General features: G+C 26.9%; 22 protein-coding genes. All 22 read right to left on the minus strand.

The genetic code is table 4. The annotated features are described in order from the left end of the window. Positions 1-96: 96 nt before the first annotated feature. Positions 97-501 (minus strand): 30S ribosomal protein S9, encoded by a 405-nt coding sequence (gene rpsI, locus SDIMI_RS03840; RefSeq protein WP_020836677.1) that lies wholly within the window; start codon positions 499-501, stop codon positions 97-99. Next, positions 501-956 (minus strand): 50S ribosomal protein L13, encoded by a 456-nt coding sequence (gene rplM / locus SDIMI_RS03845; RefSeq protein WP_020836678.1) that lies wholly within the window; start codon positions 954-956, stop codon positions 501-503. The genes rpsI and rplM overlap by 1 nt, the downstream gene beginning before the upstream one ends. A gap of 165 nt (positions 957-1,121) precedes the next feature. After that, entirely contained in the window at positions 1,122-2,165 is a 1,044-nt protein-coding gene (locus SDIMI_RS03850; protein ID WP_020836679.1) for a hypothetical protein, read from the minus strand. Positions 2,166-2,168: 3 nt separating this feature from the next. Then, positions 2,169-6,311, minus strand: a complete 4,143-nt coding sequence (locus SDIMI_RS03855; RefSeq protein ID WP_020836680.1) for an ABC transporter permease — start codon at positions 6,309-6,311, stop codon at positions 2,169-2,171. 3 nt (positions 6,312-6,314) lie between these two features. Next, entirely contained in the window at positions 6,315-8,327 is a 2,013-nt protein-coding gene (locus SDIMI_RS03860) for a lipoprotein (protein ID WP_020836681.1), read from the minus strand. A gap of 140 nt (positions 8,328-8,467) precedes the next feature. Beyond that, the gene (locus SDIMI_RS03865) at positions 8,468-9,166 is read right to left on the minus strand and encodes a hypothetical protein (protein ID WP_020836682.1); all 699 of its coding nucleotides are present in this window, start codon (positions 9,164-9,166) and stop codon (positions 8,468-8,470) included. Between the two features lie 124 nt (positions 9,167-9,290). Next, entirely contained in the window at positions 9,291-13,676 is a 4,386-nt protein-coding gene (locus SDIMI_RS03870; protein WP_020836683.1) for an ABC transporter permease, read from the minus strand. Positions 13,677-13,976: 300 nt separating this feature from the next. Then, positions 13,977-14,714, minus strand: coding sequence for a tRNA pseudouridine(38-40) synthase TruA (gene truA, locus SDIMI_RS03875; protein ID WP_020836684.1), 738 nt, complete (start codon positions 14,712-14,714; stop codon positions 13,977-13,979). Between the two features lie 2 nt (positions 14,715-14,716). Further along, positions 14,717-15,610 (minus strand): energy-coupling factor transporter transmembrane component T family protein, encoded by an 894-nt coding sequence (locus tag SDIMI_RS03880; protein WP_020836685.1) that lies wholly within the window; start codon positions 15,608-15,610, stop codon positions 14,717-14,719. 18 nt (positions 15,611-15,628) lie between these two features. Then, on the minus strand, positions 15,629-16,522 hold the full coding sequence (locus tag SDIMI_RS03885) for an energy-coupling factor transporter ATPase (protein WP_041618473.1): 894 nt from the start codon (positions 16,520-16,522) through the stop codon (positions 15,629-15,631). A gap of 311 nt (positions 16,523-16,833) precedes the next feature. Continuing rightward, on the minus strand, positions 16,834-17,718 hold the full coding sequence (locus tag SDIMI_RS03890; protein WP_418064539.1) for an energy-coupling factor transporter ATPase: 885 nt from the start codon (positions 17,716-17,718) through the stop codon (positions 16,834-16,836). Positions 17,719-18,180: 462 nt separating this feature from the next. Continuing rightward, complete coding sequence (gene rplQ / locus SDIMI_RS03895) at positions 18,181-18,540, minus strand: 50S ribosomal protein L17 (RefSeq protein WP_020836688.1); 360 nt, start codon at positions 18,538-18,540, stop codon at positions 18,181-18,183. A gap of 14 nt (positions 18,541-18,554) precedes the next feature. Further along, positions 18,555-19,508, minus strand: coding sequence for a DNA-directed RNA polymerase subunit alpha (locus SDIMI_RS03900; RefSeq protein ID WP_020836689.1), 954 nt, complete (start codon positions 19,506-19,508; stop codon positions 18,555-18,557). Positions 19,509-19,516: 8 nt separating this feature from the next. Next, a complete protein-coding gene (gene rpsK / locus SDIMI_RS03905; RefSeq protein WP_020836690.1) occupies positions 19,517-19,909 on the minus strand; it encodes a 30S ribosomal protein S11 in 393 nt (130 codons plus the stop codon). Between the two features lie 17 nt (positions 19,910-19,926). Beyond that, positions 19,927-20,292, minus strand: a complete 366-nt coding sequence (rpsM, locus tag SDIMI_RS03910; RefSeq protein ID WP_020836691.1) for a 30S ribosomal protein S13 — start codon at positions 20,290-20,292, stop codon at positions 19,927-19,929. 57 nt (positions 20,293-20,349) lie between these two features. Next, positions 20,350-20,463, minus strand: coding sequence for a 50S ribosomal protein L36 (rpmJ, locus tag SDIMI_RS03915; RefSeq protein WP_020834730.1), 114 nt, complete (start codon positions 20,461-20,463; stop codon positions 20,350-20,352). Positions 20,464-20,525: 62 nt separating this feature from the next. After that, positions 20,526-20,753: a translation initiation factor IF-1 gene (gene infA / locus SDIMI_RS03920; RefSeq protein ID WP_020836692.1), complete on the minus strand. Its 228-nt coding sequence runs from the start codon at positions 20,751-20,753 to the stop codon at positions 20,526-20,528. Continuing rightward, positions 20,753-21,526: a type I methionyl aminopeptidase gene (gene map, locus SDIMI_RS03925; RefSeq protein ID WP_020836693.1), complete on the minus strand. Its 774-nt coding sequence runs from the start codon at positions 21,524-21,526 to the stop codon at positions 20,753-20,755. The genes infA and map overlap by 1 nt, the downstream gene beginning before the upstream one ends. A 1-nt stretch (position 21,527) precedes the next feature. Next, positions 21,528-22,163 carry an adenylate kinase gene (locus SDIMI_RS03930; RefSeq protein WP_020836694.1) on the minus strand — a complete coding sequence of 212 codons (636 nt, stop codon included), beginning with the start codon at positions 22,161-22,163 and terminating at the stop codon, positions 21,528-21,530. A gap of 18 nt (positions 22,164-22,181) precedes the next feature. Further along, positions 22,182-23,612, minus strand: a complete 1,431-nt coding sequence (secY, locus tag SDIMI_RS03935; RefSeq protein WP_020836695.1) for a preprotein translocase subunit SecY — start codon at positions 23,610-23,612, stop codon at positions 22,182-22,184. Continuing rightward, positions 23,613-24,050, minus strand: a complete 438-nt coding sequence (gene rplO, locus SDIMI_RS03940; protein ID WP_020836696.1) for a 50S ribosomal protein L15 — start codon at positions 24,048-24,050, stop codon at positions 23,613-23,615. Positions 24,051-24,067: 17 nt separating this feature from the next. Next, on the minus strand, positions 24,068-24,712 hold the full coding sequence (gene rpsE, locus SDIMI_RS03945; protein ID WP_020836697.1) for a 30S ribosomal protein S5: 645 nt from the start codon (positions 24,710-24,712) through the stop codon (positions 24,068-24,070). Positions 24,713-24,719: the final 7 nt, after the last annotated feature.

Raw genomic sequence — 24,719 nt, forward strand, 5'->3', positions numbered from 1 at the left:
GAGCATGTTTCTTTAAAAATGAAAAAAATTTTTATGTTTTAAAATAAAAAAATACCCGTAATAACGGGTAAACATATGTACATATGATATTGTAAATTAACGTTTTGAGAATTGTGGTGCTCTACGTGCTCCATAAAGCCCGTATTTTTTACGTTCTTTAACACGAGCATCACGTGTTAATAAACCATGTCCTCTTAATTCTGGTTTGTAATCTTTACTTGCTTCTAATAAAGCTCTTGCTATTCCTAAACGAGCTGCTCCAGCTTGTCCAGTGAATCCTCCACCTTTAACAGTAATTCTAATTGAAAAGTCTGATTTTGTACCTGTAGCTTCTAAAGGTTGTTCCATATCTTGAACTAAAGTTGCATATGGGAAAAACTCTAAAGCTGGTTTTCCATTAACAATAATTTCACCTTGTCCAGGAGTTAACATAACTTGAGCAACTGAAGATTTTCTTCTTCCAGTTCCTCTATACATAACAACTTCTTTTTTTGCTGCCATTATTTGTTATCTCCTTTATTTGATTTAATTATCATCACCTCTGGATTTTGTGCTTGATGTGGATGTTCACTACCTGCATAAACGTGTAATGCACGGTATTGATTTCCCCCTTGAACATTTTTAGGTAACATTAATCTTACTGCTCTTTCAATAATTCTTTCAGGGAATAATTTACGTTGTGTTGCAACGTTTCTTGATTTTAATCCCCCTGGGTGCATTGAATGGTGGTAGTAGTTTTTATCACTTTCTTTTTTTCCTGATAATACTACTTTTTCAGCATTAATTACGATTACGTGATCTCCATTATTAATATGAGGTGTAAATGTTGGTTTATTTTTTCCTCTTAGAACCATAGCAATTTGAGTAGATAATCTACCTAAAGTTGCTCCAGTTGCGTCAACTACGTATCATTTTTTAGCAATGTCTGCTGTTTTAATTAATGTAGTTTGTTTCATGTGCTTTTTCTCCTTACCTTCCGGGGCTCATGAGTAAGCAAATATATTATACATTATTTCTTAATTTAGATAAATAAATTAAAATTAAAATATAAAAAACTCAACAAAATATTTTCAAATTGTTGAGTTTTAATCTTTTTAATTAAAATAATATATAAAAATAGCTTAACCAAAGTAACTGAATGTTACTTCAATTCCTTCTTCATCTTTTAAATAATGGGCATAATTATCGTATTCCCCATTTTGTTCTTCTGGAGTTTCAGGTAGTAGCATACCTTCTTTAAACTCTTTAACTTCAAATTTCATTTTATATTTATTTGCAACTCCAGATACTGGTATTGCTTCAAATTTTCCATCACCATATAGGTCAAGATCATTTACAAATAATGGTCAAAATGTTGGACTAGTTACATTTTCCATAATAAAGTGCATTAATATGGTAAATTTATCTATTCCATCAACTTTTCCAAATTCTGTTTTTACTTCATTTTCAGTTGATTTTTCAACCATTTCTGCAATTGTCATTGGAAATTGTAAATCACCTTGATTGAAAGGTTCAATTTTATAACTTAAATCTAAAGAACCATAATAATTTGTTGGTCTAATTTCTGGAATTTGATCATCAATATTAATAAGTGCACCAGAATTATCTTCTTTATATGTAAATTTTGTTGAATCTGTTAATTCATCCCCAACTCTTGATAATTCATTTAACATATCCAAATTATAAAACATCAAAGCCATCATTATTGTTCTCGGTCTTTGGTCAATTACAGTTCCGATATTTGTTACTCTAAATACATCTTGTAAATGTAATGAATTAGTAATCTTAATTGTAGCTGTAATATTATCTGTTTCATTATCATTATTTTTTACAACAAATTTATAAGTAGCATTTCTATATAAGTCATCTGTCATTTTTATTGACGATCCATTTTTTTCAACTGAAAAAGTAGTATTATTATAACCACCTTTAATTAAACTTTCTTCAATTTGGCTAATTAAATCATCTGTATAATATATTTTTTCAATATCAATACTGTCAATATTGGCATTTTCAAAACCAGTTTTAACAATAGGCATTATTGGATCTGGTCTATATAAGTCTTTTCAAGAATTATCTACACAAGACACCACGCTAAGAGTCAATGCTGGAATAAAAGTAATTGAAGAAAATACTATTATTAATTTTTTATATAATCTATTCATTTTTTAACCTCCTTGAACTGCAAGAAGCATACTTACTTTCTTTAGAGAAAATCAACTTAATGCATTACTAATTGTATATAACAATCATGTTCCCAAAACACCAGGAACTATATATCATATTTGGAAAGTCAACGGTAATACCATTGAATTTGTAAATAAATGTACACCCATCACAACTATTGCTCAACCAACTGCAAATCCAATAAGTGAACTGATAATTGCAACAGGAATATATATTCCAATAAATAATTTACTAATATAAGTTTCTTTATAACCAAGTATTTTCATAACTGCAATAATTTTTGCATTTTCTGAAATCACCAAGTTAATTGTAAGAAGAATTATAATTGCACTTAAGAAAATTGAAACAAATACAACAAAGAAAATTATAATATCGACTGTGCTATTAATTCTATTTATTACTTTCAATGCTTCATCAATTTTCATTGCTTCATTTATTGAACTATTTGAATATCCTGTATATGAGGTAGTATTATCGCTTCCACCATTTAATCCAATCATTGAATAATCTCCAAATTTTTGGTTTGAAGAGACCCCTTTTGATATATCAGTAAAGCTATCATCAAAAGATGTTTTGTAGTTAAACAGTGGATATTGTGATTCAAATAATTTTAAGTAAATTTCATTTTCACTTTGATTTGTAAACTCTTTAAATTTCAGAAAGGCCTCCTTATTTGAAGGATTATTATTTTCTAATTCATTTATAAAGTTTTTTAATTTTAAAATATCACTATTAGGTTCTTCTGGATTAGACCATTCTTTCATGAATAATCTAAATAGTAACTCCTCAGTTTCACTATATTTTGAAACTTCTTTTGCAGTATCGTTATGAATTCAAGCTTTGTTATCTCCATATTGATCAACAACTCCTACTACAGTATATTCAAAATCATTTTCAATATTTTTTGTAGAAATAGTCCCATTTGATACTGCTTGTGACATTTTTGTAGCTCCAACTAAACTAGGACTTGCTAGATTTATTTTTGATTTATAAACCCTACTATCATTATCTTCATTTGATTCAAATTTTGAATTTTTTCACCCTTTATTATCTTCACCCATCATTGTTGAAGAATAGAAATTTCTTCCTGAAGTATACTCATCTTCTGTGTTAGTAGCATCAAGTGATGAAGTATCTCAAGAATCAATTTCCAATTCATTTTGTTCGTATGCTAAAGAATTTAATATATGACTTATATTTATTTTATCTCCAGTTTTTAACTTAAGTCTTTTGGCAAGTGACTGATTTATTAAAATTGAATTTTTACTTTCGAATAATTTATTTTTTAAGTCATTTTCTTTAGTATCGTTTAATATTTGAGTTTTATTATCTTTTTTTATTCCATAAATTTTCATACTTTGATCTTGGGAATATCCATTTAAAAATATTCCTAAATCTTCTTTTTGTTCATTATATGGAATTAAACCAAATGTAACATTAAAGTTACCATCTTCTTTTTTGAATTCTTGTTGAATTGTTTTTTGAATTAAAGCCGGAGATTGATTATAAATTCCCTGTAAGAATGCTTGTTGTAAGTTATTATAGAATAAAGCAATTATTCAGTTATATATTGTTACTATTGTTGTAACTCTTTTTTCCATTCATGTATCTTTATCAATATATTCATATAATGATAATTCAAAAGGTTCATCATTTTTAATTTGACCAGTATTTTGTAAAGAAATTATTGGTCTAGTTAAATTCGAATCTTGAAAGTAATCTTTAAAATCTTTTTCACTGATCATTGGAGAGCCATCTTTAATTGGGCCTCCGTCAAGTTTAAGAGTTATATCTTTTCCAACAAATCTAAAATAGTCTTTTCTTGGATTTGAATCACTTTTTACAGGAATATTTTCAATTCCCAAAGCATTTTTATATTTTAAATAAAATTGTCTAATTTTTTCAAGGTCTTCAATATTTTCTTTTGATTTACTATCACTTACTAAAATATCTAAAAGAGAGTTTTTATTTCAATATTTATCAATTCCATAATTTTTTAAATCTGGTCAAAGATTCAACATAACAGTTTTATAAAGTTGTTCTTTTTGATTTTCCATATTTCCTAAATCAATAGTTAATTTATCATTTTTTAAATAATCCAAATCAAGCGATTTATATGTCATATCATTTAATGAACCAACATCAGTTGAAGGATTATAAATTTTTTGGGATATATCATTTTTTAAGTACATATCTCAAATATTTTTTGATAAACTGACATCTGCATTATTTGAAGTACTATAAGGATTATAAGTTTTATAAAAACTAGTTGGTGAATTATATATTGGTGATTGATACTCAATTAAATTATCATAACCATCTTTTATATAAGTTTTATTTTTATTCTCAGTTAGAATATTAGGCATACTTGTTCCAATTGTAATTAAAGTTGATGAAATTAACATAACAGAAAATACTGAGACAAGTTTCATGACAGAACCTGATAATATAGCTCCTTTAAATCTACTATTAAATCCTTTACCTCTTGTAAGAATTTTTTTAATTGTAAGTTTAAATTTATTTGTAGAACTTCTACTTTCAAAGTTAATCATTTGTAATGGAGTATACTTTCCAAACATGTAGAAGTAAGTTATTAATGTAATAATTTCTAAAAATATAAACATTCCAAAAATTACTACAAGAACAGATTCTCATGATAATTCAAATGTTAACATTTGAATTGAAAAGAAATTATTGACAATTGAAATTACAAACTCTTGCATACCCATTCCCAATATGTACCCAAGTAGTCCTCCTGTAATTGAAATAAATAATGGATATAATCCATTTGATCAGATTAATGACGACTTTTTATAACCCAGAGAAAGTAACACCCCTGATTGACCAAACGTTTTTTTAATCTGATTATTTAACATTATAATTAACATCACAATTCCAATTGATAAGGTTACTAACATTACAATAAAACTAAAGGCTTTATATGAACTAATTGTCATATTTAGCATTGAGGTTCTAGAGGAAAATTTATATTTTTGACTTCCCCTTTGAATTGCAATTGGAATACTTTTATTTAAAGTATTCTCATATCCAGCATAAAGCTCAATTTCTTTTGCCTTATCCAAATTAGTTAAATATTCATTTACAATATTTGTTGAAGTTCTAATATCTTTTGAATTTTTAAATTTTCCAACAAAAGTTATTTCTTTATCTAAATCAGAAGCAGCTGAAATAATTTCTTCATTTTTAATTTCACTATCTGTGTATCACATTTTTTGTGTTTTTCAATCAACATCATTTAATCTTAATTCATTATTTGAAAAAACACTTTGATAATAGACATTTTTTAAACCCAGATTGGAAGGATCAATATATATTAATCCCTCTTCCTTAGTATTTGGTAAAGGCTTTGTTTCATCAATAATTGGAGTTGAAAAGTCTGCAGTTGATCCAAAACCTACTACTTGAAATCAATTTTGATTTGCATATTCTGTATTTTTAATTCAAGAATTTATATCAATTTTTTCATAAAGTGAAAAATCAACTTTTTTTATTTCACTATCTTTAACTTTAACAGTTGTTCCATATTCATCATCTTGTAATCTAATTATGTCATTTATTTTTATGTCATTAGCATTTGCGAATTGTTCATTAACATATACTCATTTTTTTGTAGTTACATTAATTGATTGAGTATATTTTTTTCATAAGTCTAAACTCATTCCCTGACCAACAACAAGTCTGTCAACCTTTTGATCTGGGTTTAGTGCAAATACCTTTAAAGTTTTATTTGTTGATAAAGTAGTTGTTCTTGATTCAACTCTATCAAATTCAAATTCAAAATCTGTATTTTTAAATTTATTTTGTAAATAAGTTATTAGTAAATTATCTCTAACATCAGAATTAGAAATATTTTTACCAAATAAATCTTTTTCAAAGTCATTTATATATGAGGACTTTGAAAGATCAATTATAAAATCATGGATATTACTATTTTTTTCGGAAATAAAATTCTCATACGATTTTTGAATTCTGCTTGTTGAAGAATATGATAGCGTAAAAACAAATGATGTTAGAAACACTAGAATAATTATTGTAATTAATTGAATTTTATTTCTTATTAAATTTTTAAATGCATTTTTAAAAAATGGCTTTTGATTTTTCATTTATTATTTATTTGCTGCTAATACTTTTACAGTAAAACTTCTATATAATTTTCCATTGACTTTAATTGATATTATTGGTTGTGATGCAAATAAACCAGGCACCTTTAATCCCTTTATGGAAATTATATAATCACCAATTTCATTTTTTTCAAAATTATTTATTGTTAATAATTTGTTATTAGATGAATTTACTTCTAAAACTATTTCAGAATTTGTTTCAATATTTCCAAAATTAATTGATTTTTCTTCATTCACGTGAATTTCCATATTTTCAATATAATTAGTACCAGTTACATCTAAAATTGCGTGACCCTGATAGAAATTTCCACCCATTGCAGCAATTGTATCAAAATATCCCATTCCTGTTGTATATTTATCATCCAGTTTTTTTGAATCTTCATATTTTTCAAGATTTCCACCACCTGAAGCTCCCGCAAGACCCCCTGGATTATTAATATAACCTATAAATGCAGCTCCATCATGTCCATATAATAAATCTGATCCTGGCAATACATCTAATTTGACATATACATCATTTCCAATTTCATCCTTTGTATTAAATATTAAATTTGTAAATTCAATGAAATGTGTTAAGCTTATTTTATTTTTAAATTCCTCTGACAATTGATTATAAATGTAAGTTTTTGCTTCTTTTTGTGCGAATTTTGCTTTATTTTCTAAATCATCAAAATTTACATTTAAACGTTTTGTTTCTGGTAGAGCTTCAAATAATGTAATTCTATCTTCTTCTACAAATTTATATGTAAATTCAACATTAATATTTTCTTTAAAAATTCCTTTTAAAGTTGGCATATTTGTTATTTGAAATGTTGTTGCAGTTGTAACAGCATTTTTCATTATTTCTTTACCTGCTGCACCTAAATTTTGGATAAAATTTGCCTTAACATATTCAAGTTGAGTATTTTTCGCTCCGACTTGCTCGAAAACTATCGCCCCTAAACTTATCGCATCACTTGAATTTAAAACCTCATCAAGTTTATTATAAGCTCCCTTAAATAATCTTATTTCACCTAAGTTTTTATTTGCAAAATAATCATTAGGATCAATATTTTGATTTAAAGTTAGAGATACTTCTCCTTTAACAACTGTTGAACCTTCTTTAGCTCTTAAATTAACAAGTGCTCCAATACCATTATTTCCATCAGATTCTCTTTCAATTATTAATTCATCTGCTGAAATATTTATCCCATTCATAGTATTGAAACCATTTATAATTGCTTCATTTGTAATTTCAAAACCTTTTGAACCTACGGCAATTGTTGGATCAATAGTTCCATTTGTCATATTTCCAGCTGCTATATTAACAACTAAGTCTTCTTGCTCTAAATCAAATAAAGCAGTTTCAATTTTTATTGATACTACCGTAGTTTGATTTCCATCTTTTGAAATCAAACTTAATTTAAGATTATCTATGTTCTTTTCAAAAGTTTCAACAACAATTTCCTTATTTGCAGTATCTATTCTAGCTGTTGCATATCCATCATTATCAAAGTTTAAAGTATCAGGTCTTTTTTCTTCTGAAATATTATCCCAATTTGTTATTTTAATTCTATCGATTGAAGATGTTTTAGTAACTAAAGAAGTCTTTTCTAATTTAAATTCTTCTTCAACCTGTAATTCTTTTACATTTATAGTTATTGTTTCTTTATGAATTTTTGATTCTACTGTAACAGTTACAATACCAGCCTTTTTAAATGGAGTTACAACTAATTCATCTGCTGTTGCTGATTTTGTAACTTGCACAATACCTTCTTCACTATAAGTAAATTTTGTTGGTTTCGAATTATCATTAAGTATACTTCAGTTTTTAATTTTAATTCTTCCAATTTCATTTGTAAAAAATTCAATTGAGTTTTTTTCTAATTCAAATTTTGCATCTGGTAGAGTTTCTCCACCACTTCCATCACCTGGATTAGGATCTCCACATGCTACAACAGAAATTGATGATGATGCCACCATTGTTGTTGCAGCTAACAATGTTAATAATTTTTTCATATTTTCATTTCTCCTTGTTTAATATATATTTAATTTTTGTATTATAAAAATTACTCATAAGCTTTTTAACTTAATTTGAGTATTATAAAATAATCTAATCCAATAGATTTGTGAATAAATTATTTTTTAAATTTAATATATTAAACTAATGGTGGAGTTGTTGCCTTCTTAGTTTCGTTCAGAAATAATGATAAATTTTCATTAAAAATAATATCATTTTCTTCATTTGTAGATGTTAAAAATATTTTAATTTCTTCTTTTAATTCAAAAGTATAGTTACTTTGATCAAAATTTAAAACATTTAAAAATATTGATTGAAAATAAATTGATTCAATCATAAAATTAAATTCCTTTTCATATGTTGTAATTCATCTTCTTTTTACAACAAAATTATAAACTGTATACATAATAATTAAAGTAATTACAAAAATAACACTTGATGATGCAAACACTAAAACTGATATTGCAAATTCAAAACTATGATCTTTTCTTATAAAAAAGTCAACTAAATATATAATTACAAATGGTAAAGTAATTATTGCAAGTTTTGCAATAATTACTAAATTATCTTTTTTTAATAATCATTTTATATTATTTTTATTTTGAATATTTATATCAACATAATACATGAATTTAGAAAATTGTATAATGATAACTAATAATAATATAAACATAAAAATTGTATTAATAAATACGTTAGAGTATTTGAAAATGATATTTGACTTTTCAGTTACAAATAAATTATATTCAGAAATTGTTGATAAATAAAAATGCAGTACTAAAGATAGAATAAATACATATTTAATTATTTTTTTACTTAAAATTTTAATACGTAGCATTTCATTCATCTCCTATTGTTTTCTATTTTAGCAAGTTCAAAATATAATTGCAAGTTTTCCATTTTATTTACAAATAAAAAAACTTACTTATAATTTTATAAGTAAGTTTTTAAAATTTTATATATTAATCTTTGTCTTTTAAAGCTTCCAATGGATTAATTTTTTGTATATTACTTCATCCAATTGCAAATGTTGCAATATAAATTGCTGCAATAATACCAAATACTCCAAAAGGTATTCAGATACTGAAACTTACTGGTAGTACTCATGCTGTATTCATAGCTAAGAAATCAGCAATAAATACAAATATGTATCAACCTATTATAAATCCAATAACATACATTATAAGTATTGGAGCAATATACATTCCCAATATTTGTCTTACAACATAGGGATTTGAATAACCTAATGTCTTCATTGTTGCAATAAATTGTTTGTTCTCATAAATAATTAAACTTGTTGTTAAAAGAATAATAGTTGCAGAAACGATAACTGCAATTGTTATAAACATTATCATTATCATATTAACTAAATCAGTTACTTGTCCCAATATTTGTCTGGTTTGTTCTTTTGGCAACATTGTTGAAAGCGTTCCAACACCATAACCTTCATTAAAATTATTTGGATCTATAACCATACATTTATTATTTTCCTCATAAAAACTATTTTCATTATCTTCGCAATCTTCTTCAATCATTGTGTAATTACCATTTAGACCAATTGAACTAAAATCTGCAAATTTATGAGATACAGAAAAACCTTTACTTAAATCAAGAATTTCTTTTTCAGGACTATATTTATAATTAAATATAGGAAATAGATTTTCATATAATTGATTCATATTTCTTCATGCAGAGTTTTCATCAGAATTATTAACTTTATCAATAAAATCACTATAGTTTTTTGTACCGTCTATAACTTCTTTTATAAAGCCTTTTAATTCTTCATCTTTAAATCCATCAAAAGTATATAAAGGATTCCCCTCAGGATATTCTCTTGCAAATCAATTTTTGAAATTTAGTTCTTTGACTTGATTATACTCTAATATATTATTTGCGTCGTTATTTGAAATTCATCCTTGTGGTTGTCCATAACCATTTTGAATTCCAACAATTTCAAACTCTTTATCTAAAATATTATCATTTGCTATTGAAATTTCTCCATTTTTATAACTTGTATATATATCAATGGGCTCTGTTGCTTGATTAGCATATTTGGCAGCAATATTTATTCCACCAATTGTTGAAGACCCAACTCCTCCTCTTGAAGCTTTTCAATCCGAATTATCAGAATATAGTCCACTGTTTGTATAATAACCATATGTCGATTGTGTTCTCATTTCATCATCAAAATTAATTGAATTTCTTCCACTTGAGGTAATATTATGACCATATTTTATACCATTAGTATCATCAAGTATATTAATGTTCTTATTATCTTTATTTTGTAGCATTTCTCTTAAAATATCTAATTTTATTGTTTCGCCAACACCTTTATTCATTTTTTTATACATACTTTGATTTATTATTATTGGTGTATTCTTTTGATCATTTTTTTTAAAAAGCAATTCTTTAATATTATTATTATTCTTATCATATAAACTTACAAGATTTGAATCTTGATTTATTCCATATATTTTTGCAGATTCAGATTTGTTTTTCAGAGTTTTAAATGTAGAATTTAACATCGTACCAATTTCATCTTGTGAGTTGTCATATGGGACTAAATTAAATGTAATATTATAATTTGTTTCATTTTCAATAGCTTGTTTCATATACTCTTGAACAAAATATGGTGACCTTGTATAAGTAGTTTGAAGTATTGCAGTACCCAATCTACCATCTAATACAGATCCAAATCAAAGAGTTAAAGCCGTGTTTAGATTTTTTAATTGAACTTCATTAAACTCTTTTAAGTTATTTTGTGATATATCCAGTGGATCAATTCAATTATCATTATTTTTTCATAAAAATGATGCAGTTAAATCTGAGTTTGCTAGTTGCATAATTTCCGTTGCATCTTTTATATCTGAATGTCAGTATTCAGATACACTATTTTTATTAGCTTTAAATATAGAATTCATTTTCTTTTTAGTATTTGTAATATTTAATGTGCCATCATTATTTAAAACTGAAGAATTGTAAGATAGTTTTAAACCATTAATATATTTACTATAAATTCTTAACATTAAAGTTGAATACTGTATCAAATTTTCGCTAATTTCCTTATTAACTAAATTTTTTAAATCTTGATTAATTAATTGCCTATAATCTGGTCATTGCCCTTGTAGTTGTTCTAATGCAGTTGATCCAGCGATTCCACCAATTATACCTGTTGGTATTTCAGCTCTGTCTAAATTTTGAAGTAATTTTGTTGACATATTTTTTCAATTTAAATATGAAAATTCTGTTCAGAAAAACACATTCTTTTCTGCAATATCATAAGTATAGTAATATGGGCTAATTAATCCATTTTTAAGTTCTTCAATAACTTGCTCTCAATTAATTTTGTCCTTTGCTTTATTTGATTGGGCATTTTCTAATAATGGATATGCTGTCCAACCTTTTGCTCAACCTTCTGAATTAATTGAATTATTTCCTGTTGTATCATTTCCAGATCCTGAATCTCTTATTAATAAATTAGAAGAGTTATTATATTGACCTCATCCTTGACTTTCACTATCAAAATTTGGATTATAAGTTTTATAAAATGATCATGGATTATTTGCTATTGGTTGAGTATACTCAACCATGTTTTCATAATTCATTCCATTAAAAGTTGCTGTCATGTTATCTTTCATAACTTTTGGTGCAATTACTGTTGTTGAAATCATTGTTGCACTAAGAAGCATTGTTGCACTAACCCCAGCTAATTTCCCTAATGAAGTAGTCAACAAAGCAGCTCTTAATCTTGGACTAAATGATCTTTTTGAAGATAATGATTTTATATATATTGAAAATTTATTAATTATTTTATCATCTCCACCTTTTAACAACGTTAAAGCTGGAAGTCTAATAGTTCAATATCCTATAATAAATGCAAGTGCAGTTAAAGCAATTCAAACTGCAAATATACTTAAAGCAAATGCAATTATATTAAATTTAAATCCATAAAATCCAATATTGAAATAATTAGAAAATACATTCACAATAACTGTTTCTATAAAAATTGATATTATTCAACCTAATAATGAACCTAGTATTGAAACTATTAAAGGGATTGCTATAAAGTTATTTACAACTTCACGTTTTTTATATCCTAAAGACTTTAAACATCCAATTTGTCTACTTTGTAATTCAACTTGTTTTTTTGTAGTTAAAATTGTTGTAAACCCAGCAATTAAAATTATTACTACTATTAAAGCTGTGGCCATTGTATTGTAACCAATCATTATTGTATTGAAAGTACTTACTCTTGCTGAAAATTTATATAGAGGGTCATTTAATGCATAAAAATAATTAACTTCTCTTTTAACATTAATAAACTTTTTATATTCTTGATTTAAATTAGTTATTACTTGAGAATTTGTTTGATTTTTGCTTTTAATAGAAAAATAAGCTTCTCTGTCCGTTTCAGAAGAAACTACCACTTTTGCACTTTGAACAGCATATGTTGAAATAGTTCTTTTATAGAATTCATCTTGAGAATTCTTATTTCTAAAATTATATTCTGTTGATTTATAACCCATTCAACTTGGGTCCATATACATTAAAACCTCATTTTTAATATTTGGCATAACTGTGGTTTGATCAATTAAAGGAGTTGTGAAATCTACTGAACTACCAATTCCTACTACCTCAAATCAAACTAAATTTTCATATTTAGCATCATTTAAAATTTCTTTTGCACTCTTATTTTTTATTGAATTATTAAGATCAGTAATTTCTTGTGAATTTCCTTTTGTATTTTTCACAAGTAAATCTTCACCATATTTATCAGAATTTATTCTGACAATATCTCCAATTTGAATATTGTTTTCCTTTGCAAACGAATCCCCAATCACAACTTCTTTTTCTGATCCATTAAAGACTCTTCCTTTTGAAATTACCAGTTTATCAACACCATTTTTTTCATTATGATTTATTTTTGATATTGCTTTTAATTTAATATTTCCATTTTTACCCTTTAGACCTGAAATTAATCTGGCCTCAGTAAATGAAACATCCAAATCATTTTTTAAAGCAATTTGATTCATTATATATTGTTGATAAAATAATTTTTCATCAATTAAATCTTTATCTAAATTAAAATATGATAAATCATCTCATTTATTATCAGGATCTGCGTCTTTTTTTATTTCATTATTTAAATCAACATCTAAAACTATATCTCTAATATTTGAAGTAATACTTAAATTTTTATAAGCATCTGCTACTCTTGTTGAAGTTGCAGCCAAAACAGCAACAACTAGTGAAACAAGCATAACTAAAAGTGATAATCCAATAATTTGTGATTTATTCTTACCAGCGGACTTAAAAGCATTCTTTAGTAAAAGTCTAATTCCTTTCATATTAAATTTTCCTCCTATTGATTAATACATTTATATTTCTCAAGTTATTTTTACTAATTAATAATATCATTTTTTAATTTAAAAACAAAATTGCTAAAATGTTAAAAAAAAAAAAAAAATGCATTTAAAATGCACTTTCTAAGTCAACTAATTGTAAATGAAATTTATTATATACCTTTTCCTTCTTACTAAATTAAAGCATATTCAAAAAAGATAAACTAATAAAAGACTATTTACTATTTATTTTTTGGTGTATATAAGTTCATTAGTCAACTTACATTTATGATACACCAAAATACTTTAATAATTTATCTTTTTTAAAATTAATCCCTCAGGATTTGCTATGAAAGGTAATTTGCCTTCTTTTTGTTTCAAAACAGCTTTAATCTGTTCTAAACTAATTTTATTTGAACTATATGCAATACAAGCTCCAACTATCATTCTAATTTGATATCTTATAAAACCTTTAGCTTTAAAAGTTATTATAAAAATATTATTATCTAAAGTAGTTTCAATATAATCAATATTTCGTTTAGTTTCAATAAGTTCTTTCTCATCTTCTTTTAGACCTGAAAAATTATAAAAATCATGCTCTCCTATAAATAAATTTAAAGATTCTTTTAATTTATTTATATCCAATTTTTGTTTTGGATAAAATAAAAATCTATTTTCAAAAACATTATCTTCACCTAAATTTATTTTATATTCATAAGTCTTTTGTTTACAATTTCTTACTCTAAAACTTTGTTCAATTTCTTGCATTTCAATTACTTTAATTCCCAAAGGTAAACTTCTATTTAGTGCATTTAAAAAACCAATTTTATTTGGTTTAAAATTAAGTTCAACCCATGCTTTTTGATCTTCTGCATGTACTCCAGAATCTGTTTTTGATGCTCCAACTATTCTAAAACTAGAGTTGCGAGCAACTCTAAATATAGATTTTTCTAATTCACCTTGAATGGTTTTTTGACCTTTTTGTTTTGCTCAACCACAAAAGTCAGTTCCATCATATTGAATTGTAAATAAATAATAATACATAACTATTTAGAGAATAGAATTGCATCTATTCTAGGAATTTGAACTAAATTTTGGAAAGAATCAATATTTATATAACAAATTAAAGTAGTAAATACACCCATTCCAATAATGAAAATTATTATGTCTATAAATCTGAATTTAACTTGTCTATATCTTGTTCTTTTTGCATGAGGATCATATCCTCTTGAGTCCATTGCATATGCTAAATCCTCTGCTTTTTGAAATGCAGAAACTAATAAAGGAATTATCAATGAAGTCATCGATTTGGCTTTATCAACAAGTTTACCATTTTTAAAATCAATTCCCCTTGAAGATTGAGCTTTCATAATTCTTCCTGCTTCATCAATTAAAGTTGGAATCATTCTTAAAGCAATTGATATTATTGTTGAAAAAATATAAACAGGAATACCTATTAATTTTAAAGGTCATAATAAATCTTCAATAGCTAAAGTCAATTCTAAAGGTTGAGTTGTTCCAGTTAAAATTGTAGTTAAGGTGATCATTAAGAAGATTCTTATAGTCATATATAAAGCTGAATAAAAAGCTTTTTCTGAAAAGTAAAATGCTTTTCACTTATAAACATAACCATACTTTTCATCAAGATGTAAACCTGATGATAAATCAGTTAATCCTTGATTCAACATTAATACATTTATAAAAATTAAAACAATAAATATAAATATTATTGGGAAAAATAATTTAAGTAACATTTTAAAACTTAATTTACTTATTGCATACATTAAAAATATTAATGTCCCTGCTAAAACAAAACCAGTATAACCTATAGGGAAAAATACAACAACAATTAATGCAATGATCATAAATAATTTTAATCTTGGATCCATTCTATGAATCATTGAATTATAAGGCATATATCTACCAAATACCATTCTCATTATTAGATTTCTCCTCTTCTATTTTCTTTTAGATTTAATTGCTTTTGCAAGTTCTTCTACTGTTCTAAATTCAATATTTGTAACATCTAAACCCGCATCTTTTAATCTATGTGCTAACTTATATAATTTTGGTGGTTCAATTTCAATTTTTTCTAATAATTGTTCATTTGAGAATATTTCAAATGGGCTTCCTTTAGAAATAACTTTTCCCTTATGCATAACAATTACTTCATCTGCAATTTGTAATACATGATCCATATTATGAGTTACAATGATAATTCTCTTATTTTTTTCCTTATTTAATTTATAGAATAAGTTCATAAAGTCTTCTTCACCTTGGGGATCTAATCCCCCAGTTGGTTCATCAAGTACTAAAGTATTTCCATCCATTGCAATAATTCCAGCAATAGCTACACGACGTTTTTGTCCACCACTTAAATCAAATGGACTTCTTTTTGCATAATCTTCTGGTAAATCAACCATTCTTAATAATTCTGGAACTTTATCAAAACTTTCTTGTTTATTTGCTCCCAAATTAATTGGCCCAAAAGAAATATCTTTTGCAATTGTATCTTGGAATAATTGATATTCTGGAAATTGAAATACCAATCCAACTTCTCTTCTTAATTCTTTAACTTGCTTAATTTTTTTAGTTGAAGCTGGTATTTGAAAATTTCCAACAATTGTTCTACCAGTTTCAGTTACAAGTAATCCATTTGTTAATTGAATTAAAGTTGATTTACCACTACCTGTCATACCAATAACAGCTGTAATTTTTCCTTCTTGAATTGTTAAGTCTGTTCCATTTAATGCTCTAAATTCAAAAGGAGAATTTTTACTATAAGTATATGAAACTGAATCAAATTTAATTTCTCCATTAAAATCTCATTTTGGTTGAGTTGCAATGTTCATTCTTCTTTTAAATTCTTTTTTTGTTTTAGAATCTTTAACTTCTAAACTACTATATCAATCTTTAACTTCTTTAACTCTTTGTGGCATTACTTTTTTATCATTTTTAATATCAGATGTAATTTCTTTTTGATATTGTTTTTGATTCTTTTGATCTGATTTAACTAATGCTGAAATTTCTTTGTGTCTTTTTTTTCTTTTTTTATTATCAATTTTTTGCTTTTCAGCAAGTTCTTTTATATGAGCTTTATATTCAACTTTAGCTTCTTTTTTTTCAACTAAAAGCTTTGCTTTTTGCTCTGGTGATATTTTACTTATTTTTGACATATATTTTTCACCAACTCTTCCAAGTTTGCACTTCCAGAAATTTTAATTCCTTCATTTTGAAGTGCTTCTTCAATTTGAGCAACAAACGGAATATCTAAATGAATAGATCTTAAGAATTCCTTTTCAGATAGTATTTCTTTTGGTGACCCAAATTTTACTAATTGCCCTTTATTCATAACCATAACCTTATCTGCATTTAATATTTCGTCCATGTCATGAGTTATTGAAAAGATTGTTTTTTCTCTTGTGTTTTTTAACTGAACCATAATTTCTTTAACTTCTGTTTTTCCTTTTGGATCAAGCATACTTGTTGCCTCATCAAAAATTAAGATATTTGGAGATAATGCTAATGCTGAAGCAATAGCCACACGTTGTTTTTGACCACCACTTAACATTAATGGTTCATGGTCTAAAAATTCTTCCATTCTTACTTTTTTAGCTGAATCTAAAATAATATCAGGCATTTTAGAAGGTGCTATTCTTCTATTTTCTAAACCAAATGCAATATCATCTCTTACTGTTGATCCTATAAATTGATTATCAGGGTTTTGAAAAACAATACCTAAAAATTTACGTATCATATTTATATTATTTCTTGTAACTTTATTTCCATAAACTTCAATAGAACCAACTGTTGGTTGTAAAACTCCGATAATAATTTTTGAAAGAGTTGATTTACCACTTCCATTATGTCCAATTATTGCAACATAATCACCATGTTTTATTTCAACACTAACTCCATTAACCGCAAAAGGATGACCTTCTCTATATCTAAATTTAATATTATCCAATTTTAAAGCAATATCTGATAATTGAACAAGCTGACCACCGTGTCCTCTATCTTTTATTGCAACTTTTGATTCTTTAAAAATAAGTACAGCTAATTTATATTCTTCCAATACTTTTCAGTATTCTTTTGAATTTTTATTCACTGTTTTAAGTTTATCTTTGCTTTCTTTTACATTTTTTAAAAAAATATCATTATTTGCAATTTCTTTAAACTCATTTTTAATTAATTTATACTCAGCTTCAGCTGATTTTACAAATTCTAAATCAACTTCACGCTTTGAAAACTTACTTCTTGCAATAATCATTTTCTGACTTGCACGAACTAATTTATCATTATGTTCATTTAATTTAAGTCTAAAGTCATTTAATTTTTCAGTTCAATTATTATTAGCACTTGACATAGTATTACCTCTCATACATTAATCATTATATCAAATATAAATATTGAATTATTACTAAATTATAAAAAATATAATTAACTTATAATTTATATAAATACCAAAGTAATAAATAAAAAAAACATCCTAAGATGTTTTTTTTATTTATTAAACTAACTCTATTATACACATTGGTGCATTATCACCACGACGGTTATCAAGTTTAAGAATTCTTGTATAACCACCATCTCTTGTTTTAAATCTTTTTGCGATTGTTGTAAACAATTTTTGTAATGCAGTTTCCTTTTCAGAAGCATCAACATGTCTTAATCAAGCAGCAGCTTGTCTACGAGCATGAAGATCACCTCTTTTACCAAGTGTAACCATTTTGTCAAAGTGTTGTCTTAATTCTTTAGCTCTTGTTTCAGTAATTTCTAATCTTTCTGAAATAATAAGTTCAGTTGTTAAGTTTCTCATTAAAGCAACTCTTCAAGCAGTATTTTTACCTCTTTTTTGAATATATGACATATAACTACACCTTCCTACTCTTGTCTAAAAGTTAATCCTAATTGAACAACTTTATCTTTGATTTCTTTTAATGATTTTCTACCCAAGTTTCTAATTTCTTGAATATCATCTTCAGTACGTGAAACTAAATCACGTAATGAGTTGATGTTTGCTCTTTTTAAACAATTTAAACTTCTTTGTGTAAAGTCTAAATCTTCGATTAAACGATCTAATTCTTTTTCATCTTCTTCATTTGTAGCACCAATAACATTTAAATCATTGATTTCATCATTTAAGTTTACAAAGAATTGTAAGTGCTCAACCAATATTTTTGCAGCTGTTGCAACTGCATCACTTGCTGTAACTGTTCCATCAGTTTCAACTTCTAAAATTAATTTTTCTAAGTCTACTGATTTACCAATTTTTGTTGCATCAACATTGTATGCAACTTTAACAATTGGTGAATAGTTAGAATCAATTGTAATTGCATCTACAACTAATTTCTCTTTTTTGTTATCTTTAAATGTTCTATAACCTCTTGAGTTTTTTGCAAATAAAGTTAAATCTAAAACTCCACCATCTGATATAGTACAGATATGTAATTCTGGATTCATTACTTCAACTCCTGTTGGAAGAATAATATCTCCTGCAGTGATTGCTCCAACTCTTGTTGAATTAATTTTTAATTCAACAACTTCATCATCTTCAAATATTTTTGAATCAATTTTTAAAGCTAATTGTTTTAGATTTAAAATGATTCTACTTACATTTTCAACAATTCCTTCAATTGAAGTAAATTCATGAGCTGCACCAACAATTTTAATTGCATAAACTGCTGCTCCTGGTGTTGAAGATAGTAATGTTCTTCTTATTGCATTACCAAGTGTTGTTCCGAACCCTCTTTCAAGAGGTTCTACTTTAAATTCCCCATAACTTCTGTTTTTTTCTTCTTTTAATAAATTAAATTCTGGTCTTGAAAATTGTTTCATTTAACTTATTAACCTCTTGGGCGCTTACGAGGGCGCACTCCATTATGAGGGATTGGTGTTGTATCTTTAATTGAAGTTATTTCTAATCCGATACCTTGTAAACTTCTTACAGCAGCATCTCTTCCTGGACCTGGACCTTTAACCTCAACTGAGATTGTTTTAACTCCATTATCCATTGCGCCTTTTCCTGCAGCTTCTGCAATTAATTGAGCAGCATAAGGTGTTGATTTTTTACTTCCTCTAAAACCCATTACTCCAGCACTTGATCAAGATATAACATTACCTTTTTCATCTGAAATAGTTACGATTGTATTATTGAATGTTGAGTGAACGTGAGCTATACCTTTAGCAATATTCTTTTTAACTTTTTTCTTGTTGTTATTTTGTTTATGATTTGCCATAGTTTATACCTCTCTAACTATTTTTTCTTGTTAGCTACAGTTTTTCTAGGACCTTTTCTAGTACGTGCATTAGTCTTAGTTGACTGTCCACGAACAGTAAGTCCTTTTCTGTGTCTCATTCCTCTGTAACATCCAATTTCCATTAAACGTTTAATGTTTAATGCTGTTTCTCTTCTTAAGTCCCCTTCAGTTTTTACTTTAGAGATTTCTTGAGAAATTGATTTAATATTTTCTTCTGTTAAATCTTTAACTCTTGTTTCTTCGCTTACTTTTGTAGCCTCAAGGATTTTCTGTGAAGTTGTTAAACCAATACCATAAATATAAGTTAGAGCAATAACTACTCTTTTTTCATTAGGTATTTCTACCCCATTTATACGAGCCATTATTAATTTCCTTTCTAATAAGATTAACTAATTTTTATTTTACTATTTAGTAAATAATTAACCTTGACGTTGTTTATGTTTTGGTTGTTCACAAATAATCATTACACGGCCTTTACGTCTAATTACACGACATTTATCGCATATTTTTTTGACAGATGATCTTACTTTCATCTTTTCTAACCTCCTGATTTTGTGTACTTAATTTATATTTATATTTATATTTATTAAATTACTTATTTACCATTTTTAAAACGATATGTAATTCTTCCACGTGTTGGATCATATGGTGAAATTGCAACAGTGACTTTATCTCCTAATAAGATGCGAATATAGTTTATTCGGATTTTACTAGACACGTAGGCGTCAATTATTACATCATTTTCTAATTTCACCTTAAATGTAGCATTGGGTAGTACTTCTAAAATAGTACCATCCACTTCTAAATAATCTTCTTTTGCCATTATTCTGTTTCCTCCTTGGTTTTAAATAAAGTTAATACCTCTGGATCTCCTTCAGTGACCAAAATAGTATGTTCAAAGTGAGCAGTCATGCTACCGTCTTTTGATGACACTGTTCAATCATCATCAGCTACCACAGTTTTATTAGTTCCAATTTGAACCATTGGTTCAATACAAATCGCCATACCTGGAACTAATCTCATTCCAGTATTTTCTATTCCTACATTAGGAACAAATGGGTCTTCGTGCATTTCTAAACCAATACCATGACCTGAATAATCTGTTGGCAAATGATAACCATTTTCTTCAATAAATTTTTGAACAGTAGAAGAAATGGTTCCGATGCGCACACCGGCTCTTACCTGATCAATTGCCAAATAAAGTGACTTTTCAGTCAACTCTAATAGTGTATCATACTTTTTGTCTTTTGAGTTACCACAAATTACAGTTATTGCAGAGTCCGCATGATATTTTTCAAAAACACATCCAGCATCTATTGAAACAATATCTCCATCCTGCAATATTCTATCTCTAGGTATTCCATGTATCAATTGTTCATTAATTGAAATACAAATATGAGCAGGAAATCCACCATAACCTTTAAAGTTACTTGTACATCCCTTTTTTGTAATAAAATCAATGAAAAATTTATCTAATTCTAGACAGTTTATACCTGGTTTTACAAGTTTTTTTAATTCATGTAAAGCTTCTCCAAGTACTTGTCCAGCATATCTCATTTTTTCTATTTGTTGAGTATTTTTAATTGTAATTGCCATATTATACTCCTATAAATGAAACAACTCTATCATATAGTTCGCTAGGAGAACAATTGTCTGCATCAATTTTAATTAATTTGTTTTTATAAAATTCAATTAATGGTGCAGTTTGAGTATTATATGCTTCTAATCTAGTTTTAATTTTATCTTCTTGATCATCAGGTCTAACAATTAACTCTCCATTATCAAAATCACAAATACCTTCTTTTAAAGGTTTTCTGTTAACTTTATGATAACTTCTCTTACAGATTTTGCAAATCATTCTTCCAGTTAATCTTCCCAATAAAACACTTTCATCAATTTCTAAATAAAATACTTTATCTATTTGATTGTTTAAATTTTTTAACATTTGATCTAATGCTAACGCTTGTTCATCTGTTCTAGGAAAACCATCAAAAATTAAATTAGTATTTTTTGATTCTAAGTATTTTTCAACCATAGAATTAGTAACTGAATCAGGGACAAGTTTTCCCTCATTCATGTATTTTTGAGCTTCTAAACCTAAATCAGTTTTGCTTGAAATATTTTCCCTAAATAAGTCTCCAGTAGAAAGTTGTGTAAAGTTATTTTTATCACAAAGGAACTCTGAAAGAGTTCCTTTACCACTACCTGGAGCTCCAAGTAATATTATATTCATATTTATTGTTTCTCCCTATTATCAAATATGTGAATTATATTTAGTTTCATTTTCACTAAATTTGTCTTGTTTTTTATCTAAGAATGATTGTTGTATTAATCTTCCTTTTAATTGTTGTACTGTTTGAATTGCAACTGATATTACAATTATCAATCCAGTTCCCCCAATAGCTAAGTTTGATGGTAATGCTGTAACTTTACTTATAACATAAGGTAAAACTGCAATACCAGCTAAAAATATTGATCCTAAAATACTTAATCTGTTAATAACTCCAGATAAGAATTTTTCTGTAGGTTTTCCTGGTTTAATTCCTGGAATAAATGTTCCTGATTTTTTAAAGTTTTCTGCAATTTTTTCAGGATTAATTTGCACTTGTGCATATAGGAAAGTAAATAGAATTGTAAGAATTCCATAAATTGCTATTCCTCATCATGTACCAAATGATAAATAATTTTGTGTAAATAGTACAAAACCATTATTTGGATTTGTAGCTGCAATAATTTGAGCCACAGTCATTGGTGTAGAGATTATAGCTGATGCAAAAATAACAGGGATAACTCCAGCATTATTAAGTTTTAATGGAAGATATGGAGTGTGATCTTTTGTATCAACTAATCCAGCTCCTGTTTGTTGAATTGGAACTTTTCTTTCAGCTTCATTCATTAAGACAACTACAAATATTACTAATAAGAATGAAATTATATATATTAGAAACTTTAATAGTCCATCAAATAAAATTGTAGCTTCACCTTTTGTTTCAACTCAGAATTTAAATGTGTTTGTAAAATTACTTGGCATTTGCGAAACAATACCTGTGAAAATAATTATTGATACACCATTTCCAATTCCTCTAATTGTAATTTGATCTGATATTCATAACATTAAGAATGTACCACCCAACATTACTGTTGGAACTAATATATAGTAGAATCATGCAGGTCCAGTCCCTATTGCACTTGACTCTCATTTTGCACTAATTAATCCTTGGCTTGTTAATGTAAATATTGTAGCTATTGATTGCATTAATGCAAATGGAATAGCCAATACTTTTGTCAATCTATCTAATTTTCTTCTTCCTCTTTCTCCTGATTTACTTCATCTTGTTAAAACAGGAATAACATCAGTTGAAAGCAATTGAACAATAATTGATGCAGTAATATATGGAGAAACTCCTAATGCAAGAATTGAAAATTGACCAATTGAACCTCCACCCAATGTTGAAAGTAATTGAAAGAAATCTTGACTACCAACTGATTCTCTAAAATCAGAACTCACTTGAATTCCAGGAACTGTTAATAGAGTACCTGCTCTAATTAAAATAAGTACTATTAAAGTAAAAACGATTCGTTTAACAAGGTCCTTATTTCTTATAAAGAAACCACCTTTAGCGAATTCGTTTTTATATTTAGTTGTCTTAGCTTTTTTAGTTTTTTTAACTTTAGCAGCCACCTAAATCACCTCTACAGTACCCCCAGCAGCTTTGATTAATTCTTCAGCGCTTTTTGATACTTTATTAACTTTAACATTTATTGACTTAGTAATTTTACCATTACCAAGAATTTTTATTAAAGTTTTTTCATTTTTAATAATTTTTTTATCCATTAAAGTTTTATGATTTACATCTGTTAACCCTAATGTTTCTAATTTATCTAGATTGATTAATACAAATTCTTTTCTATTTAAACTTGTAAATCCAATTTTTGGTAATCTTCTGAATAAAGGAGTTTGTCCCCCTTCAAATCCAGGTCTTACCCCTCCACCAGAACGTGAATTTTGACCTTTGTGTCCTCTTGTTGATGTTTTACCCTTACCTGAAGCCATACCACGACCAACACGTGTTGCGTCTTTTTTACTTCCTGGTGTAGATTTTAATTCATGTAATTTCATAAAATAATTACTCCTTCTTAAGCTGTTGTAGCTTCTTTAGTTTCTTTTTTAACTTCAACTTGAGTTCCACGTAATCTTGCAATTTGTTCTGGAGTTTGCATTTGTTGTAAACCTTCTAATGTAGCTCTTATCATATTGATAGGTGTATTTGATCCCAATGATTTTGTATAGATATCTGAAATTCCAGCTAATTCGACAACAGCACGAACCGGACCACCAGCAATAACCCCTGTACCTTTTCTTGCAGGTTTAATCATAACTTTTCCAGCTCCATAGTGTCCCATTACATCATGAGGCACTGTTGAACCTGCTAAAGGAATTCTGATTAAAGATTTTCTTGCTTCTTTAATAGCTTTCTTAATAGCATCTGGTACTTCGTTTGCTTTACCTGTTCCTAATCCAACTCTACCTTTTTTATCACCAATTACTACAACTGCTGCAAATCTGAATCTACGTCCACCTTTTGTAACTTTTGTAACACGGTTAATTGTAACAACTCTTTCTTCATATGGGTTGTCTTCTCTGTTTCTGTTGAATTTTGGATCTCTTCTTTGTCCATTAGGTCTATTGTTGTTGTTTGGTCTTGTGTCTTTTTTGTCTTGGTTGTTTGAATCTGCTTTTGGAGCTGATTCAGCTTTAACAACTTTTGTTTCTTCTGCCATTTTCTCT

Source organism: Spiroplasma diminutum CUAS-1, from assembly GCF_000439455.1.
Taxonomy (GTDB): domain Bacteria; phylum Bacillota_I; class Bacilli_A; order Mycoplasmatales; family Mycoplasmataceae; genus Spiroplasma_A; species Spiroplasma_A diminutum.